The 17,610-nt window shown below is 40.3% G+C and carries 16 protein-coding genes; 5 read left to right on the forward strand and 11 right to left on the reverse strand.

Translation table 11 applies throughout. The features are described 5' to 3' along the window. Positions 1-194 precede the first annotated feature (194 nt). On the forward strand, positions 195-380 hold the full coding sequence (locus tag ACGHEH_RS13845) for a hypothetical protein (protein WP_390446305.1): 186 nt from the start codon (positions 195-197) through the stop codon (positions 378-380). 60 nt (positions 381-440) lie between these two features. Here ACGHEH_RS13845 and ACGHEH_RS13850 read toward each other — a convergent pair whose 3' ends face one another. Beyond that, a complete protein-coding gene (locus ACGHEH_RS13850) occupies positions 441-2,102 on the reverse strand; it encodes an ABC transporter ATP-binding protein (protein WP_390446307.1) in 1,662 nt (553 codons plus the stop codon). A 123-nt stretch (positions 2,103-2,225) separates the two neighbouring features. Between ACGHEH_RS13850 and ACGHEH_RS13855 the strand changes: the two genes are divergently transcribed. Beyond that, positions 2,226-3,134 (forward strand): TetR/AcrR family transcriptional regulator, encoded by a 909-nt coding sequence (locus ACGHEH_RS13855; RefSeq protein WP_390446309.1) that lies wholly within the window; start codon positions 2,226-2,228, stop codon positions 3,132-3,134. A gap of 51 nt (positions 3,135-3,185) precedes the next feature. On the opposite strand, the gene ACGHEH_RS13860 is transcribed toward ACGHEH_RS13855, so the two are convergent. The 3 genes from ACGHEH_RS13860 to ACGHEH_RS13870 all read right to left on the reverse strand — a co-directional run bounded on the left by ACGHEH_RS13860 (position 3,186) and on the right by ACGHEH_RS13870 (position 4,805). Next, positions 3,186-3,617 carry a TraR/DksA family transcriptional regulator gene (locus ACGHEH_RS13860; protein WP_390446311.1) on the reverse strand — a complete coding sequence of 144 codons (432 nt, stop codon included), beginning with the start codon at positions 3,615-3,617 and terminating at the stop codon, positions 3,186-3,188. A gap of 260 nt (positions 3,618-3,877) precedes the next feature. Further along, entirely contained in the window at positions 3,878-4,327 is a 450-nt protein-coding gene (locus ACGHEH_RS13865; protein WP_390446313.1) for a hypothetical protein, read from the reverse strand. Positions 4,328-4,403: 76 nt separating this feature from the next. Next, the gene (locus ACGHEH_RS13870) at positions 4,404-4,805 is read right to left on the reverse strand and encodes a helix-turn-helix domain-containing protein (protein ID WP_390446315.1); all 402 of its coding nucleotides are present in this window, start codon (positions 4,803-4,805) and stop codon (positions 4,404-4,406) included. Positions 4,806-4,881: 76 nt separating this feature from the next. On the opposite strand from ACGHEH_RS13870, the gene ACGHEH_RS13875 reads away from it, so the two are divergent. The 3 genes from ACGHEH_RS13875 to ACGHEH_RS13885 all read left to right on the forward strand — a co-directional run bounded on the left by ACGHEH_RS13875 (position 4,882) and on the right by ACGHEH_RS13885 (position 6,543). After that, positions 4,882-5,370 carry a DUF2938 domain-containing protein gene (locus tag ACGHEH_RS13875; protein WP_390446317.1) on the forward strand — a complete coding sequence of 163 codons (489 nt, stop codon included), beginning with the start codon at positions 4,882-4,884 and terminating at the stop codon, positions 5,368-5,370. Positions 5,371-5,567: 197 nt separating this feature from the next. Then, on the forward strand, positions 5,568-6,131 hold the full coding sequence (locus ACGHEH_RS13880; protein WP_390446319.1) for a DJ-1/PfpI family protein: 564 nt from the start codon (positions 5,568-5,570) through the stop codon (positions 6,129-6,131). 19 nt (positions 6,132-6,150) lie between these two features. Continuing rightward, entirely contained in the window at positions 6,151-6,543 is a 393-nt protein-coding gene (locus ACGHEH_RS13885) for a ribbon-helix-helix domain-containing protein (protein WP_390446321.1), read from the forward strand. Positions 6,544-6,620: 77 nt separating this feature from the next. Here ACGHEH_RS13885 and argA read toward each other — a convergent pair whose 3' ends face one another. The 7 genes from argA to ACGHEH_RS13920 all read right to left on the reverse strand — a co-directional run bounded on the left by argA (position 6,621) and on the right by ACGHEH_RS13920 (position 17,496). After that, positions 6,621-7,961 carry an amino-acid N-acetyltransferase gene (gene argA, locus ACGHEH_RS13890; protein ID WP_390446323.1) on the reverse strand — a complete coding sequence of 447 codons (1,341 nt, stop codon included), beginning with the start codon at positions 7,959-7,961 and terminating at the stop codon, positions 6,621-6,623. 219 nt (positions 7,962-8,180) lie between these two features. Next, positions 8,181-9,242 (reverse strand): hypothetical protein, encoded by a 1,062-nt coding sequence (locus ACGHEH_RS13895; RefSeq protein ID WP_390446325.1) that lies wholly within the window; start codon positions 9,240-9,242, stop codon positions 8,181-8,183. Between the two features lie 137 nt (positions 9,243-9,379). Then, positions 9,380-10,267, reverse strand: coding sequence for a hypothetical protein (locus tag ACGHEH_RS13900; RefSeq protein ID WP_390446327.1), 888 nt, complete (start codon positions 10,265-10,267; stop codon positions 9,380-9,382). A 348-nt stretch (positions 10,268-10,615) separates the two neighbouring features. Beyond that, positions 10,616-12,436 (reverse strand): glutamine--fructose-6-phosphate transaminase (isomerizing), encoded by a 1,821-nt coding sequence (glmS, locus tag ACGHEH_RS13905; RefSeq protein ID WP_390446329.1) that lies wholly within the window; start codon positions 12,434-12,436, stop codon positions 10,616-10,618. Positions 12,437-12,621: 185 nt separating this feature from the next. Next, complete coding sequence (locus ACGHEH_RS13910; protein WP_390446331.1) at positions 12,622-13,389, reverse strand: DeoR/GlpR family DNA-binding transcription regulator; 768 nt, start codon at positions 13,387-13,389, stop codon at positions 12,622-12,624. A gap of 251 nt (positions 13,390-13,640) precedes the next feature. After that, positions 13,641-13,937 carry a DUF6482 family protein gene (locus ACGHEH_RS13915; RefSeq protein ID WP_349284932.1) on the reverse strand — a complete coding sequence of 99 codons (297 nt, stop codon included), beginning with the start codon at positions 13,935-13,937 and terminating at the stop codon, positions 13,641-13,643. 133 nt (positions 13,938-14,070) lie between these two features. After that, positions 14,071-17,496, reverse strand: a complete 3,426-nt coding sequence (locus tag ACGHEH_RS13920) for a hypothetical protein (protein WP_390446333.1) — start codon at positions 17,494-17,496, stop codon at positions 14,071-14,073. Positions 17,497-17,610 lie beyond the last annotated feature (114 nt).

Raw genomic sequence — 17,610 nt, forward strand, 5'->3', positions numbered from 1 at the left:
TATCAATACTTGGGGTACAAAAGAAAGTAAAAAATAATATGAGAGCTAAAAAGTACAGAACGTGAACTTCAATTACGACTAAAAAACATCACTTAATTTTGACTAATGAAACCTCTGCCAACTTGCATAAATTTCACTCTATCAGTATATTTTTCAAACCCTCAATGGGTACAAATTTAATTTAAGGATAAAAAATGAAATTATTATTAAATAAAAAGAATATGAAGCAGCTTTCTCTAAGTAAAAAATCAATTCAAAGAGACTTAACTCCTAACATTGCAGGCGGTGAAGCTACACGTCCACTCACTGATAGCTGTGGAACGTGTGATAAAGAAAATGCATGTTTCTACTTCCCTACTATGCATGCTTGTAATCCATAAAAGGCATTTGCTTTTTAGGCATATAGAAACTTAAGCTTAATGTTTCTATATGCCTATAAGTTAAGCTGCAGTCTTAACAATAGCGCCCTCTGCAATATGTACATGATCGTCGTCTTGCTGTAAAAAAGCACTGTTATGACTGATCATAATGACACGTCGCTCCTTTGCGATAGTTCTGATCAAGGTCATCATTTCTGTACTATTGTGTTTGTCTAAGGCCGATGTTGGTTCATCCATCAATAACACTTTGGCATTGCGCAATAGCGCACGGGCGATAGCAAATCGCTGTTTTTCACCTCCAGAGAAAATCTGGGCACGCTCACTCACGGCCTGTTCGAGATCTTTACCAATCTTTTCATACCATTGCGACAACCCAACTTGCTCAAGCGCTTGTTCAATTACACCCTCACTCGGTTGCTCAGACAAACCTAATAGCAGGTTTTCTTTAATGCTGGTATTTAATAATTTCGGCTCTTGATCGACCCACGCAATTGCTTGTCTCAAAGAATATAAATCAATGTCATCTAAACGTTTGCCATCAATGAATATCGCTGACTTTGTATCATCATAAAAACCAAGTAATTGCGACATCAGGGTGCTTTTTCCTGAGCCACTTTCACCAGTTACAATTGATAAACCCGGCCCATCAAATTGATAGCTAACATTATTTAAAATCACTTTCTCATCACGCTCAAAATTCAGTGCTTGTATTTGAATTTCACTCGCACTGTCGACGCTTTCACCTTGCTGAAGCTGCTCCTGCGCTAACTGCTCAATGTCTTGTAATCGAGTTGCCGTGCCCGCAGCTTTAAATAAATTACTGAAGAATGCGCCCAGTGCCACAAGCGGAAAAGTTAAACCAAACAAGTACATTAAAAATGCGGTAACTGTACCTAAAGTCATGCTACCTTGCTGCATCCAATAGCTCGAAAAGCCTAAAATCGCGACCATGCTCATCATCAGCACCAAGTTAATGGTCGGGCTGATCATCGCCATGACTTTAGCCCCTCGAACTTCGTGCTCCATACAGGTTTCTAGCAATGCTTTTGATTCTTGATGCAAAGGGCTTTGCGCATTATGCGATTTGATCAGAGTGTGATGGCGCATCCACTCAGTTAACGTACTCAGGAGCTTTGCTTGAGCAGCCTGAATGGCTTTACCAATACCACTCATCATCAGAGATAAAGGCAAAATAATTAAAAAGCCGACTAACACACAGGCCAATAAAACCAGAGTTAAACGCCAGTCTAGATAAAACATCATAGCGACAACCGCCACAAGTGATACAGCACCCGCAAATAAACTAATAAAATCAGTCGCCAGCACCGTTTTAACTTCTAAGGTATCGTTAACAACGCGTGTTGCGTATTCAGCACTGTGTTTATCTGACGCAGCTTCAACTTTACTAAACAATAACTTACCAATAAGGCTATAGCGTAAACTGGTGCATATACGCTCACCAGTTTTGGCGCCATACCATGTCAGAATGCCTTCAAACACGGCACTAATTAGCACAATGCCCAGAAGTGTCATTAATACCGACATCGCAACGCCATCGACTGAAATAGAGTCGACTAAGTTTTTCGAAAACCATGGGATCAATAACTCGAGCACCGTTGTAACGACAACTAACACTGACAAAACTGCAAATTGCATCTTGCTTGGCTTATGCGGCTTTAAAATCTGCCATAAGCTTTTTAACTCACCACCACTTTGACTCATTACTTCTCTCCTGAGACGAAATCACGGTCAAAATATAAATGACCACTTGGTCATTTTCAAGTGACTAATTGTTATATTTTTAATCATGTGTGAGAATACGGTGAGTTCTTTGAGGAAATGACAGTGTCAAAACGCGATTTAATTTTATCGACAGCTAAAACCTTATTTATTGAAAATGGTTTTAGAGCAACCACCATTGCCAAGATTGCAGAACATGCAAATATTGCGAAAGGTTCTATTTACTCTTACTTTTCAAGCAAAAACGATATTGTTAAAGCATTATTGCTGCAAACAGACGAAACGCGTCAAAACATCATAGACGCGTTACTCAACTCGACACATAAAGATAATGACAACCTGATCAAACGCTATATTGAACTAGAGCTAGGGGAAGTCGTAAAAGAACGCGATTTTTTAAAAGCGATTTTAAACAGCGATGAAATGACGCTAAATGAAGAGCTCATTGACATGCTGCAGCAATTACGTGTGAACTATCACATGACGCAGCAAAAAATTATTTTGCAAAGCTTTGGCCAAGTCATTGAGCCGCATTTGCTTGATGTAACGACCATGCTGAATGCGTTATTACAAGAATACACCATCTTTTTAGCACTCAACGAAGCCAAGTTTTCACTAGACCATTGTGCAAAATACATTCAATTTAATATCAAAAGCATCGCCAACAATCTAATTGACCAATCGGTCACTCCGTTTTTGACTAAAGAGAACTTTCCGATGCCGTTGCCATCGCATAGTAAGTTTATGCAGCAACAGGCAATTAAAGATTTGCTCGAAGAAATCAAACAGTTTGCACAAAGCCAAGACAATGCAATTGAGGAAGAAATTTACAACACGCTCGGTTTATTAGAGCAAGAACTAGAGCAAAGCTCAGCAAACAAAACACTACAACGCGCACTCCTTGCGAACCTACGCCAGTTTAATACACTCAATAAACAACTTGATGCACTCGCGCCATTGCTTGACCTACAACTTGGTCAAGCAAGCAAAACTCATAAAAAGTGCCTGAGTTAGCTGCTTACTTGCAGCTAACTTCATACTTTTACTAGCGAGTATTTTGGTAATTTAATCTTTTTGTAAGTGCTCTTTCATTTCCATCACTGATTTAACATCAATGCTGTATTCAGCAGTTGGCCTCGCCAATAAACGAGGAATGCCAATTGGCTCACCCGATTCTAAACAAAAACCATAAGTTTCTTGACGAATACGCTCAAGCGATTGTTGGATCTTAGGTAACAGGCGCTGCTCACGCTCGACAATACGAATTAATAAACTAGATTGCTCTTCCCAAGCCGCTTTATCTAACGGATCTGTAGTATCAGGTTTATTCAGCATTTGCTCTTTCGCTTCTCGAATACGCTCACGTGTCGTATCGTGAAGCTCTACCAACTTCAGTCTAAAAAACGCCAGTTGCTCGTCATTCATATACTCATCTTCTGGCGCATTAATAATTTTTTGTTCCATCTCAGTAAGAGACTCTGCACTCATTGTTTCCATAAACTTCACCACTACTGTTAAATCAACACGAAGACTCAATTGTTATAACATAACAAATTTAGCAGATTTTAGTTTTTGAGATATAAATTAAACGCTAATATTTAAAATTGAGATACATAGCGCTCAGATGACTTAGATTGTAATTCCCAACTGCAAACAAGCTATTCAACCCCCAACAGCAACTTTGAATGTCCACTAAAAACCGGAGACACTAAAAAATAACACGACATTCTAGTTATCCGATTAAACTCTTGAGCCCCTTATCGCATTAACTCAATAATAATTCCCGGCTCAGAGACCCCCGCTTCTTTCATTGCCTCCATTAAGCCATTTATTGCATCATTTCTTGCAAACTCTAAACTATTTATCTGATTTTGATGCATTTCTAATACATCACGTTTGGTATCATCATCAGGATAATCCGCTTTCTTGGCCTTAGCTAATGCTTCTTCAGCGGCTTCAATCATTTCGATTAAACGCTCAATCGCCTTTATCATTTCTTTAATATGTGAAGGGAGTTTATCTTTAGGATCTTCAGACTCTTCTTTTAACTTTTTCAATCCAGCCATGGAAATCGTGACATTATCATCTTCACTTTGTTCAGCATCGCTGTCGACGTCAGTAGCCTCGGTCTTAGGCTTTGTATCATCAAAAGACGCTTGTCTTGGAGGTAGCTTGACTGGCTCAGTTATCGTGTTTTCTAATTTCATGTTTTATCCTTAAATACATTAATGTCTGTTACTAATTAAGGTATCGGCTACAAGGATATTTTCTTCATTAATTTTTTTATTTAAGTTTATTCGCAACACGCATTAATTTTTGAAATTTAGGGCATTGTAAATGATGCTCTGCAGGGCATTCTGCAACATGCAGCAAACTATCTCGTGTGGCTTTTAAACGTGTAATTTGCTCATCTACCTCCTGTGCTTTGCGTCGCAGTTTTGCCCTATTTATTTCTAGCTGTGATTTCTCACCAAACATATCTGCTATTTCATCTAATGATAAATTAGCCAAGCGACCCAGTGAGATCAAAGTTAACTTTTCTACAACTGCACCATCAAACTGACGACGCAAACCTTTGCGAGCAACGGCTTTGATCAGCCCCCTTTGCTCATAATACCTAAGCGTTGCAGCACTGAACCCTGACAATTTTGCAACCTCACCAATATCCAATGTTTTCTCTTTCATTATGGCCTTGACTTAAAGTTAACTTTAAGTGGCATGCTATGAAAGTAAGGTTAATTTTTCAACAGAGACAAACTATATGACCCAAGAAACTTTCTTTTATATATCACTTATAGGTATCGGTGCCACGGTCGCCATGGACTTATACGCAATACTGATCAAAAAGCTATTTGCGATCCCCTCTCTTAATTACGCACTGCTCGGTCGGTGGCTTTTACTCATGCCTCGCGGACAGCTCGTCCATCAAAATATTGCTTCAACACATTACATAAGAGGTGAAGTATTCATAGGGTGGTCAGCGCATTATGCAATCGGTGTTATCTTTGCTTTTATATTTATTAGTATCACTGGGCTAAATTGGTTAAGCGCGCCTGAGTTGCTACCGATTTTGCTGTTTTCATGTTTGAGCGTTTCACTTCCCTTTTTTATCATGCAACCTTGCTTTGGTATGGGCTTTGCGGCATCAAGACTCCCCTCAGCGAATCAAGCAAGGCTAAAAAGTATTTGCACCCATTTGGTATTCGGGTTGGGGGTCTATGTGAGTGCTCTGCTAGTTAATTTATTTTAAACTCACTTAACCGAGATCTTTTAGGGCTATAAATGCCCTTTAAATTAATCTCTTGCTGCAACTCAATAAGAGGTAATAAGCGAGGGGGCGGGTGTAGTAATTGGCTGTTACCCGCCACTTTTCATTCTTTGCTTAAATAAGTTGAGCTTTTGAAAAATAAGTATCCAATACTCAACAACAGGCGAAGGCGAAGAACAATGAAAGTCTTAATGATCACAGGTGATTTTGTAGAAGACTATGAGAACATGGTGCCGTTTCAAGCACTGCAAGCTATGGGCTGTCAGGTTGATGCCGTTTGCCCGAATAAGAAAGCAGGCGATGTGATTGCCACGGCTATTCATGATTTTGAAGGACACCAAACTTATACTGAGAAGCCAGGTCATAATTTTACGTTAAACGCTGATTTTGCAGCAGTATGTGCTGAAGAGTACGATGGGCTTTACTTACCCGGAGGTCGCGCGTCTGAGTATTTGCGTTTGGATGAAAATGTGATCGGTCTTATCGAAGCATTCGCTGACAATAACAAACCAATTGCTTCTATCTGCAATGGCCCGCAATTGTTGTCGGCTGCTAATATCATTACTGGTAAGCGTATTTCTGCTTACCCGGCTTGCAAGCCAGAGATTATACTTGCAGGCGCTGAATATGTGTCAGTAGAAATGGATCAGGCAATCACCGACGGTAACTTAGTCACAGCACCAGCGTGGCCTGCACACCCTGAATTTTTAAAACAGTTTATCGCTCTATTAAACAAAGCATAACTAACGAGGAGCCATCACTATGTGCCAACTTTTTATCGGAGCCAACCAAGATTGTTGGAAGAACATCACACGTTCACTGCGTATTGATGGCGTCACCACTTCAATTCGTCTTGAGCATTTTTTCTGGCGTGTGTTAGAAGAAATCGCTTTTAGAGATGACTTTAGTGTTGGGCAACTTATTACTCGCTTGTATCACGAATCACTCGATGCCGATCATGATATAGGTAACTTCACGTCGTTTTTGAGGGTCTGTTGTGGCCGTTATTTATCACTGGCAGCAGATGGTGAAATAACCCGCGATGCGCTCAACCCACTGGCCGAGGTAAACGCAGAAAAGTTACTTGAACGCGAAAAAGCAACGACAGATAAACGCAAAGCTCGCTTTACCAAAAGTGAGAGTAGCCCGCATTAAAAACACGGTTTGCGTGCAACTACAAGACATGCGCGACATAAAGCCGCGCCTTCAAATACTTCAAGGACCTAAGCTGATTACCTATTCTTCGGCAGTCTTGTTAGATCCAGTTTTAGCACCCTAGAACGTCTTTGGTAGTTATAAAGCGAACGCTTTTTATCTGGTAAGTCTTCAACCCCCACACAATCAAAGCCTTGCTCTAAAAACCAATGAATACTGCGTGTTGTCAGTGCAAACAAACTCTTATAGCCGACGCGCTTGGCTTTATTGATGACCGATCGAAGTAGAATGCTGCCACGATCTGCATCGCGATATTGCGGATGAACGGCAAGACTGGCAAATTCGCCCATATTCTCTTCGTCAAATGGATAAAGTGCGGCACAAGCGATGATAACGCCATCGCGGTCTATCACGGTAAACTGCTCAATTTCTATTTCTAACTGTTCACGAGAGCGGCGAACCAAGTAACCTTGTTCTTCGAGCGGACGAATTAGATTTATAATGCCATTGATGTCACCAATCGTTGCGCTACGTAATTGCTCGGAGCTCTGCGGCGCGATTTGTGTACCAATACCATCGAGGGAAAATAGCTCTTGAAGCAAGGCCCCATCTTCTTCATAACTCATAAGGTGACAACGGTGCACGCCGCCACGACATGCATCAATAGCCGCTTGCAAAAATACTGAGGCACTCATACAAGTAGAGCCTTGATCACGATGACGTGCTAACACCTGCTCTGCCTCATTTGGCATCAACTCAGCTAAAGCTTCGCCATTTTCGTCTAAGATCCCCGCCTCTTTACAGAAGCCCAGCATCTTATCTGCATTGAGTTTAAGCGCGACTTGGGTGGCAATTTCTTCTGCTGTTAGATTAAAGCTCTCACCAGTAACTGATGCGGTGATCGGTCCAAGCAATACAATGCTATTGTTGTTCAATTGATGGCAAATTCCGTCTACGTCGATACGACGCACTTTGCCTGAGTGATGATAGTCGACACCATTATCAATACCCAAGGGCTGAGAGATCACAAAATTACCACTGACAACGTTAAGATTAGAGCCAGACATAGGGGTACTGCTTAACGATTTAGACAAACGCGCGGTGATATCGAGTTGCATGGCACCAGCAACTTGCTTGATGACTTTGAGCGACTCATTGTCGGTCACCCGTACATCATTATGAAACTGGGTAATTATGCCAGCATCACTCAGCGCCTCATTAATTTGAGGTCGCGCGCCAAATACCAATACAATTTTGATACCGAGACTCGTCAGTAGCGCAATATCATTGATGATACTGCGACAGCCAGGCTGATCGATCGCTTCTCCACCGAGCATGATTACGAATGTTTTCCCCCTATGCGCATTTACATAAGGTGTTGATTGACGAAAACCGTCTACGAGTTCAGTTGTACGCACCTGCCGCTTACCTTTGTTCAACCATCAATGGATATTGGCTACAACTTTAAAGAATTATTATGCACAAATAAAGAATTAATATTCTTTATTTGTGCAAACTTTAAATAAGCAGCATACGCCTTCTAGTTGAAAAAATTATTAAACGAAAGTCAGAGGATTATTTTGCAGCTTGTAAATACTCATCATGCCTATATTTTACCAATGAGTAAGAGCAATATTTCACTTCATTTTAAGTAGTGACTCGACAATATCTTTAGAGTAAAACTCACTTACAGGGCAATCAAAATCAACAAGTTTATCTGTTATCCAATTGGGGGCTTGTTGTTGCTTAGCCTCTGAAACTTTTAATTTAAGCTCTGGCCAAATAAACTTCTTAGCTGCACTCCTCACTGTGCTAGATTCAATTTTTACCAAAATGTCTGTCGCGGCTTCTTGGTGCCAACTTCTTAAGCCTATCGTTTTCACTTCATACAATATTTCGATCAGCCTAAGTAAGTTTAATCTATCACGGTCATCATTCTTATTCGCTAACCCTTTCACCCTATCTATAATGCGCTCAAAATTATTATCGCTATCGAGTGCAAATGACAGGAGTAGATTTAATCCTGAGTTGAATTCACCAGAGTAGTTTTGAAAGTCTTGGTGCGCCAACATGGATTCTTTGAACAAGCGCTTAGCTTTAGCGTAGTCTTTTACATGTAAAGCATAAATGCCCAATGTACTTTTTATCCCTCCCAACCAAGCCTTAAGGTTTTTTGCTTCAGCAATAAATAATAGCTGATTCATAATTTTTTCGGCCTCAGTCACATTACCTTCGCTCAACAGTGAATTTGATACTCGGTAAGAGGCCCTCAACTTGTTTTGATCTGTTTTAGCTTTTTGAAACACGCAAAAGTATGCTTGCTTTGCCACTGATAAGTAATTGGATTTGAGACTGTAGTGACCTAATAAAGTTAAAAATGTCGAGGCTTCTGAAGCTGAACTGTTCTTATCAATTAGCTTGCCTAACTCAGAGACTGAGCGCTTAAAAAGCGATAAGTCATTTAACTTTAGCCCTATCGTTCCTCCAAGTGTGTACCACTCTACCTGCTTGTTTAGTTTTAGTTCTTTACCGAGGTGAAAGCTTTGTATTAATTCTTGACGAGATCGCTCAGGCGCAACATGCGAAAACTTTTTTATATATTCCAAAGAATCAACGGCCGAACTTTTTGGTTGAGCCGCCAATAAACAAGAGCTAGAAATACTGATAATAAAAAGCATGCTCAGAAACTGCACCTTCATGTTACCAACCTCAGCGAAAGCGAGTGTTATATTTTAAAAGTATAGATGAGCCTAATCAGGTTGGTATTATTAAAAATTAATGAAGCCAAAAGGGGCTAAATGCCCCTTCAACCTAAGCGATATTTAGCCTTTAATAGTTAAAGCTTGTGTTTTAAGTTTTTAATCAGTTGAATATCAACCCAATGCTGCTTTCCTTCATAAACGCGTTTGCCATTTTTATTGACTTGCCAATCGCCTCGAATAAAGAAAAAATATTTTCCATCAGGTGATAATTGAGGGGAGCTTTCTTGTTTTTCTGTATTAATTGTTGCCCCCATGTTTATAACCTTCGACCAAGTACCATCTTGCTCTTTAAAACTAATATAAAGGTCAGATTGCCCAAAGCCTTCGGTACGTTGCACACTCCAAATCAAGTAAGATTCGTCTGGCGCTATCATGGAACCCGCTATGTACTCTCCTTGATTCATATCGTCTCTTAGCTTTATAGGCTCTTCATACTCCCCGTTGATAAGTCGAGAGTAATACAAAGCGCCAACAACACCCCGCTCTTTGTATCCGGTAAAGTAATAAGTGCCACTCGCAGACACCGACCTGCCATGCGCCATATGTTTTATGAAGACACCTGGGCTTTTAGGCTCTGACCAACCATCACCTTGGCGCTCTCGATACATTTTGCCGATGAACATTTTGCTACCATCGAAAGAAAACTGCGGCCAACGTAGATCTGTTTCTGACGCCTTTCCCCACTGATTATTTTCTTTATGGATAACAAAAAAGCCTCGCTTTTTGTCTTCGCCTATCGCTTTTGTGAAGTAAAAAGACTGCATATCTGGCGCGAATGTACCGCTTTCAAATTCTCCATTTGGTGAAACAATCTTGGGCTCAAAGATCTTAGGCACTAAACCCGGAGGCTGCTCTCCAAAATACGTACTTTCTTTTACATTAGGTTTGTCTTCAGCATGATTCATAGAGCAACCGCTGAGACTTAAAAATAGCAGGGTAAGTACAGTTAAATTTGGCTTCATGATTTATCCTTAATGGTAATTTAAGAACCAATGACATTAGCAGTTCAAATACAAAAAGCCTGACGTCCTGATGAATTATGTCTGATTGTTACTAATGAAGCCTTTTTAAGTGCATAGCACCCTAAGTTTACAACTCAAGTTAATATAAAAATCACCGGTAAAAAATTGTATTTATTGAATAAGTTTTTACTTTTGGTTTTAAGAATACAGAGTTCAGAAACCCATGATGGTAGTTGACTATAAGCTGTTTTAAAAAGAAGCTATTTTGGAATAGTCATAAAAAAGGCGCTGAATGCGCCTTTAGTGTCTTGATTTCGAGGGGACACATGCCCCCCTAAAACTCGTTAATTACTCAACCGTTACCGATTTTGCAAGGTTACGAGGTTGGTCAACGTCAGTACCCTTGATAACCGCTACGTAGTAAGAAAGTAATTGTAGTGGAATCGTGTAAACCACTGGTGCAATCACGTCTTCTACGTGGTTTACGTTCATTACACGCATCGTGTCGTCAGACTCAAACGCGGTATCTTTGTCTGCGAATACGTAGATGATACCGCCACGTGCACGCACTTCTTCAACGTTCGACTTAAGCTTTTCAAGCAGTTCGTTGTTTGGTGCAACAACAATGATTGGCATGTCTGCATCAATAAGCGCCAGAGGACCGTGCTTAAGTTCACCCGCCGCGTAAGCTTCAGCGTGAATGTATGAAATTTCTTTCAGCTTTAACGCACCTTCCATCGCGATCGGGTATTGTGAACCACGACCTAAGAACAGTGAGTGGTGCTTGTCTGCAAACTCTTCCGCTAAGCCTTCGATACCTTCTGCCATGCTTAACGCTTCTTCAAGCTTGCTCGGTAGCGTCTTAATCGCGTTCACAATCACACTCTGATCACGACCTTTCTCTTGCGCGATAGAGGCTGTAAGCATTAATAAACCAACGAGCTGAGTAGTGAATGCTTTGGTTGAAGCAACACCAATTTCAGCGCCCGCTTTAGTCATGAATGCTAAGTCTGATTCACGCACTAGCGAAGAACCCGGCACGTTACAAATAGTCATTGAAGCCATATAGCCTTGCTCTTTCGCAAGACGAAGTGCTGCTAATGTATCAGCCGTTTCACCTGATTGTGAAATCGTCACAAGTAGGCTGTTTTCGTGAACGAAAGACTCGCGGTAACGGAACTCAGAGGCAATCTCAACGTTACAGCTAACACCAGCAAACTGTTCTAGCCAGTAGCGGGCAACCATACCTGAATGGTAAGACGTACCACATGCGATGATCTGAACATGTTTAACATCTTTGAAGATTTGCTGTGCGCTGTCGCCGAATGCATCGATGGCAACTCGGTCATTTTCTAAACGGCCTTCAAGCGTATTACGAACTGCCATTGGCTGCTCGTAAATTTCTTTTAGCATGTAGTGGCGGTATTCACCTTTACCTGATGCGTCTTGCGTGATGTTTGATTCAACCACTTCACGCTCAACTGGGTTGCCATCTTTATCAAAGATCTCAACCGTTTCACGAGTGATACGCGCTACGTCGCCTTCTTCTAAGAAGATAAAGCTACGTGTTACAGGAAGAAGCGCTAGTTGGTCAGAAGCAATGAAGTTTTCGCCAAGACCTAAACCAATTACCAGTGGGCTACCAGAACGCGCAACAATGATTTCATTGTCGTTTGCTTTGTCGAATACAACTGTACCGTAAGCACCTTCAAGCTGTTTTACTGCTGCTTTTACCGCTTCTAATAGCGTTGAATGCTGCTGACGAAGTTGATGAATTAGGTGCACCATAACTTCTGTGTCGGTTTCAGATAAGAACTCGTAACCGTCACCTTTCAGTGCGTCACGAAGCTGTGAATGGTTTTCGATAATACCATTGTGTACTAGCGCAATTTCATCATTTGAAATGTGTGGGTGCGCGTTTGCTTCAGTTACGCCACCGTGTGTTGCCCAGCGCGTGTGTGCAATACCCGTCGTGCCTTTTACACCTGCATCAGACAATGCAGAGTCTAGGTTGGCAACTTTACCAACAGCTTTAACTGTATTTAATTCGCCATTTAGGCTCAGTGCTACACCTGCTGAGTCATAGCCACGATACTCAAGGCGCTTTAAGCCTTCGATTAGGATTTTATTTACTGGACGCTCTGCTACCGCCCCAACAATGCCACACATAGATGCTCCATTTTTGCATGTTGTTTGCCTATTTACCCTACCTGCAATTTCAAGTAGCTTAGGTAAAATTTAGTTGATGAACATAATTCGGCCACTGTTAAGTAGTTGAATTATTTGCACGTCATCAAACTAATTAGGCTGTTGTCATAATGATTTATAAATTCAGGCGTTGTCGTCTGAATTTATTAAGCCTCTGCACAGATCAGCTGTATGCCTTTTGCCTCGATCGCCTTGCGTGTGTCATCTGCAAGGAGGTTGTCGGTGATCAAGGTGGTCACTTGCTGCCATGGCAGTTCTAAATTTGGGATCTTGCGGCCAATTTTTTCTGACTCCACCAGCACGATCACTTCTCGTGCTGACTCAGCCATCACTTGGCTCAAGCCCACTAATTCGTTAAAAGTGGTTGTACCTCTTTCAACATCGATGCCATCGGCACCGATAAATAACTGGTCAAAATCGTACGAACGTAAAACTTGTTCTGCTACCTGCCCTTGAAATGACTCCGAATGAGGATCCCAGGTTCCTCCGGTCATCAAAAGTGTTGGCTCATTTTCTAAAGATAACAAACGATTAGCGATATTCATCGCATTAGTCATCACGACCAAACCGCGTTTTTTAGACAGCTCAGGGATCATCGCTGCAGTTGTACGACCACTATCAATAATGATGCGGTTATGATCCTTTATCAAAGCTGAAGCAGCTTTTGCGATTGCCATTTTGCGAAGCGTATCGCGTTTTTCGTTGCCTTTTGCCACGATTTCTTTTGGTAATGCAATCGCACCACCGTAACGACGCAACAATAAACCGCTCTTTTCAAGGGCAGTTAAATCCTTTCGGATCGTAACTTCTGAAGTTTCAAATTCTAAAGCAAGTGCCTCGACACTGACTTCACCGTGCTGATTCACACGAGCAAGAATGGTATGGCGACGTTGTTGCGTGTTGCGTTTGGTCATAATCCGTTATCTTTACTGGCTAATAAGTTTCGTTTCGTAACTTTATCGAAAGTTTAAACGAAACCTTTGCTATTGGGCAAGTTTTAATTGATCGATTTTTATTCTAGTAATAAAAAATTCAATATAAAGTAAAAAGTGACGTGTTTAAGAAATAAAAATGGCTTGCTTGGGCATAAAAATCAGCAAGCCATCGAGTAGAAGAAGGGTACAAAGAAAAATGTATACTATTAAATTCAGTTAATGGATCCCAATTAATGGGTTAAATGCACCATCATTTTGCAACGCTCATTTTTAGAACTGCCAATCATTTCGTCATAGGCCGTTTCCATTTCAAATATCGCATTTTCAGCGCCTAGCTCAGCTAAAGTCACTTCGGCTTCACGCATTGAATTAAAGGTTTCAGTGCTACCTTTTCGATTCTCTAGTAAGTAATAATTACCTTGCGTATCAACACCACCCGCAAGGTAATGATTAGAGTCGGCATAACTTAAAATAACGGCGACTAGGTTTTGCTCTTCAAACTGCATTTTCAATTCGGTTGCTTGCATGACTCACCTCTGACCAACAAATATTATTTGAGTTTAGTTATTAAACGAAGCAAACGCAGCTTTTGTTCACTTTTTATACTTCCAAACAGAAACAAGAAGGAGCCCAGATGAATAGGCTCCCATAAAGTACAGCCTAATTTGATCCCCCTAAATAAGGAAATGACTGTAAATAGTCTGTCAAAATATGCAGCTTCAATCCGCCATCCTTGGTTTCTTGTAGGTTAATGTCTTGCAAACCATCAGCTATTTCAGGGCTTTGCCAAATAACTTTGTTAGACAATTTATCAACTAAGCTGATTGTGTTATCTGTGAAATAATGTGCAAAGTAATTACGCCCATAAACCTTGTTGACAGCGCCTTCAGCTATTTTGTCTTTTTCGAAAATAGTGAAACTAGATTGCTGAGATTCAGATAAAGACTCTAATGTAAGTTCAAAGGTGTCAAATACAATGAGCCCACCTTGTTCATCTGTGGCACCATTAGTTCGGTCATCTATAACAAATTCTAATTGTGGGTCTGAATCTAACTGTATGAATTGGGTTCGAGCTACTCCATAAGGGTTTTGTTGGAATGACTCTAAAGATACTGGCCAATCTTTGTCATTTATTTCTACAGGTTCCAGACTTGAAGTATCGAAGAAACCAAAGTTTAAATCATAATAACCAATCATGATTTTTGATAACTCAGATGAAGGAAACTCAGGATAAAAAACGCGGGCAACTATCTCTCCTGTTTGCTTTGAAACAGTGTAATGCTTTAGCTCGCGCTTGAAACTCAACAGACTATCTGATTCTGTAACATCAAAATTAGATGAGTTTGAAAAAGAGAGTTCATCTATTTTGGTTTGCCATACAGCACTGCTACTTCCAATATTTCGCTTTAGCAAATGAGTATCGAAGTTTATGGTTTTCAACACATATTCGATGCCAAGTACTTTATCTTGCGATAAAAGCATTTCTTCGGTGTAATTTACCGTTACCTCAGACCCTCGAATATAGGCTTGACGACCAAAATCTGAAATTACGATCTCTTCATCATCCGCATTAATAATAAAGCCTCTAGGCAGTGAAGCTCGAGATGCGGTTGAGTACTGAGCTTGAAATTCATTGTTCTTCCACTCAAGTGATTGAATTGTATAGTAAGGATTTAGAAAATCCTCTCCCTCTATTTTGAAAGTAACTAGTGATCCAATACCATTATTATCAAAATCTGCACTGCCAATAACTTCGCCTGGCAGGTTATTTTGTAAAGTGTGAGTGACCAGCTGCCACTGCTCATTAAAGCTAAAAATAAGGTTTTTGTATCGAGACAAAGCGTGGCTGTATAGACTATTTTTCTCTAGTCCTATCGATATGTCTTCATAAAACTTGTGTTCGAGTCGGTCTTCACCAACATGCATTAAATCATCCTGCCACCATACTAACTCACTGTATCTCTCATATATATTGTACCTAGTGAGCCTACATTCCTCGCCTCTGGTGAACGCCTTAAAACGATATTCTGAGTGGCGCTCGACCAGATATTTATTTTGCTTAATGTCAAATACGCTATCTCTGTCAATTAACTCGTTATAACCATCGCCATTCACATCACACACACCTATTGTGCTTTGGGAGTAACTATAAGAAAGGTCTAATTCTGCAACGAGTTTAATAACTTCCAAATTGCTACCATCTACAATAAAACTGTCGTAAGAACGGTTCGCAGCAATTAGTACATCTTCAACCCCATCGTTATTAAAGTCGAGAGGTAAAGAGCCGTAATTCTTGGTTTGCAGATCATCAATTAGCAAATTTCTGCCAAGTTCATTATGAATAAAGATCTGATGTTTTGACTTAGCGCTGTTGTAGAGAATACTCAGCCAGTTAAGCATTTCCTTTTGTGTATTTTGAAATAACCCAACATATTCCTCACCTTCGGGTAAAGGTGCTGGAGTTACTATATAGTCAAGATTGCCTTTATCATTCAAGCCAAAAACAGCATCATATTCACTACCAAAAATCACACCTTGCTGATTATTTTTGAGTTTAATTTGACGCAGGTTGTTCACACTTAGGAAGTAACTCTTACCTACTGATGTATTATGCTTCCCGTCTTGTGAAGGCAAAGTCACCATGTGACTTACCCTTGTCTCAGTGTCTGAATTAATAACATCAATAGCAAAATTAACATTCAGCGCAGTGCCAAAATCGGGAGCATTAGCTACCCAACTTACCTCACCTTGCTCAGTAACAGACATATTGTTCGGACCATAAGCTAATTTATATTCAAAAGGTCCATCAAACTCATCATTAGCTAGTTTAAACTGTGCTGAGTATTGCTCACCAAATTTTACTTGCTCATAAGCTACAATATCTGACACATTAGCTGGCAATTTCTCTAACTTAAACTCATGCTCTGTAGTATGTGACTTTCCATGTGGGTCTGTAACCGTAAGAGCAACAAGATAAGTACCAGGTAAATTACCGATGAACTCTATTTCAGAGGCTGAATCAAACTGCCAACTCGCCCCTTCAGGGGCAGTTAATACTTGCCAAGTATAAGTTAAAGGTTCAATGTCTTTATCTTTTGAGCTAGAAGCGTCAAGTTTAAACACAGCTTGCCTTTGCCCAGTTTGTGGTGCTGTAATTATGCTTTCAGGGAAGGTATTTTCAGAGGAAACCTGAGCCGCATTGAGATCAACCAGCATAAACTTCAGAGGGAGAAAATCATCCGAAAGCCATATAGATGAAGGATGATGCGCTTTTAATTCTATCGTCACCGTATTATTTGATGACATACGATATTGAGCACCAACTTCTCGCGCTGATTCAAAATCTCCTCGAGGAAAATATTTATCGGTTGCTAAAGTCAGCTTACCTCTGCCACTTAAATAAATGTCACCATTTAAACCAACGCCATAACCGATATCACTTGCTCTGAGCATTGCATCAAGCTTAACTCCAGAAAAATAAATGTCATTTTCATCTGAACTATCTTTGAACTTCAAGAAAGCTGTAGCACTGCTATCAGCAAGTAAATCAAACTTAGTTGCTATTGCATAACCTTCAGTGAAATAAGATTTACCAAGCACTTCATTGGTAACTGTGAGCTTTGGAACAAGCCCATATTTTCGAATTTCATCAGCATCCATACGCTCAATATACAAGTCTGACTTACCATCAAATACCCAACCTGCAATAGCACAATCGTTATATGTGATGCTGTAATGCTGAGTAGCAACTTCTTCTTTCATCGTTGCCGAACCCGTTGAGCAGGCAAAATCATGAGTCTGAAAATCTTCTGCTGGTCGATGTAATAACAGTTCTTGATAGTCTCCGCCGAATACAATTCCATTAAGTGCATCAAGCCAGTGGGAATAATGTGCTGTTAGCTCACTAATATTTGATGCTGTGATGTCAAAAGTAGCCTTTGTACCTGAATAGACTGGAGCAACTTGATAATCAGGTTTAATAAATTGAGTATTAGAGTCAGTTTTTTTTGGCTCAGAAGTATCACCTCCACATGCCGATATACTCAAAGCCGAAAGTAAGATTGTAATTAATTTATTTTTATGCATTTTTAGTCTCCCTGAACCAACAATTTTACAAAACCTACTCACCACTTAATAGACACGTTATTCGAGAAATATAAACAAAAGTAAACCATTTTCTGGCTCTCTTAAAAGCTCCCC

Origin of the sequence: Pseudoalteromonas sp. MTN2-4 (genome assembly GCF_042848605.1) — a bacterium.
Classification (GTDB): Bacteria; Pseudomonadota; Gammaproteobacteria; order Enterobacterales; family Alteromonadaceae; genus Pseudoalteromonas.